Origin of the sequence: Streptomyces sp. 13-12-16, from assembly GCF_002114215.1 — a bacterium.
Lineage (GTDB): Bacteria > Actinomycetota > Actinomycetes > Streptomycetales > Streptomycetaceae > Streptomyces.
In genome coordinates this window covers 1-901 of record NZ_NCTE01000927.1, presented here as the reverse complement: position 1 = coordinate 901, position 901 = coordinate 1, and the positions used below count along the sequence as shown (strand labels likewise).

Genomic DNA, 901 nt, shown 5'->3' with positions numbered 1-901 from the left:
GACGCCATGGAACGCCAACTGGAGCGCTACGCCCCCGGCTTCCGCGACCGCGTCCTGGCCCGCGCCACCGCCGGCCCGCCCGAACTCGCCGCCCGCAACGCCAACTACGTCGGCGGTGACATCGCCTCCGGCGCGGTCTCCGGACTCCAGCTCCTGCTGCGTCCCAGACTCTCCCTGTTCCCCTACGCGACCCCGCACCCGGCCGTCTTCATCTGCTCGTCGGCCACCCCGCCCGGCCCCGGCGTGCACGGCATGTCGGGACACAACGCGGCGAAGGCCGTGTGGAGGAGGCTGCGCCAGGCATGACCACCACGATCACGCTCGTCCAGGGCGACATCACCCGCCAGAGCGCCGACGCGATCGTCAACGCGGCGAACTCGTCCCTGCTCGGCGGGGGAGGCGTGGACGGGGCGATCCACCGCCGGGGCGGCCCGGAGATCCTGGCCGAATGCCGCGCCCTGCGCGCCTCCAGGTACGGCAGGGGCCTGCCGACCGGCCAGGCGGTCGCCACCACCGCGGGCCGCCTCGACGCCCGCTGGGTGGTCCACACCGTCGGTCCGGTGCACCAGGGTCCGGGCAGCGACCCCGGGCTGCTCGCCTCCTGCTACCGGGAGTCGCTCCGCGTGGCCGACGAACTGGGCGCCCGGACGGTCGCGTTCCCCGCCATCTCCACGGGCGTCTACCGGTGGCCGATGGACGACGCGGCCCGCATCGCGGTGGAGACGGTCCGGAACACGCCGACCGCCGTCGAAGAGGTGAGATTCGTCCTCTTCGACGACCGGGCCTACGAGGCGTTCGCCCGGCAGACCGGCTGACGGGGAACACGGGAGCCGCGCAGCCGGCCGAGCGCCGCCGACGGCAGGGTCCCGAGTACCGCCCGACGGCTGCCCGCACCCCCGCC

The 901-nt window shown here is 74.9% G+C and carries 1 protein-coding gene and 1 pseudogene; both read left to right on the top strand.

Annotated features, from left to right (window positions below; all coding sequences use genetic code 11):
* Positions 1-306: pseudogene (locus B7767_RS32355) on the top strand (hypothetical protein); the annotation flags it as partial.
* Positions 303-815: an O-acetyl-ADP-ribose deacetylase gene (locus B7767_RS32350; protein ID WP_085575236.1), complete on the top strand. Its 513-nt coding sequence runs from the start codon at positions 303-305 to the stop codon at positions 813-815. The pseudogene B7767_RS32355 and the gene B7767_RS32350, both read left to right, overlap by 4 nt.
* Positions 816-901 lie beyond the last annotated feature (86 nt).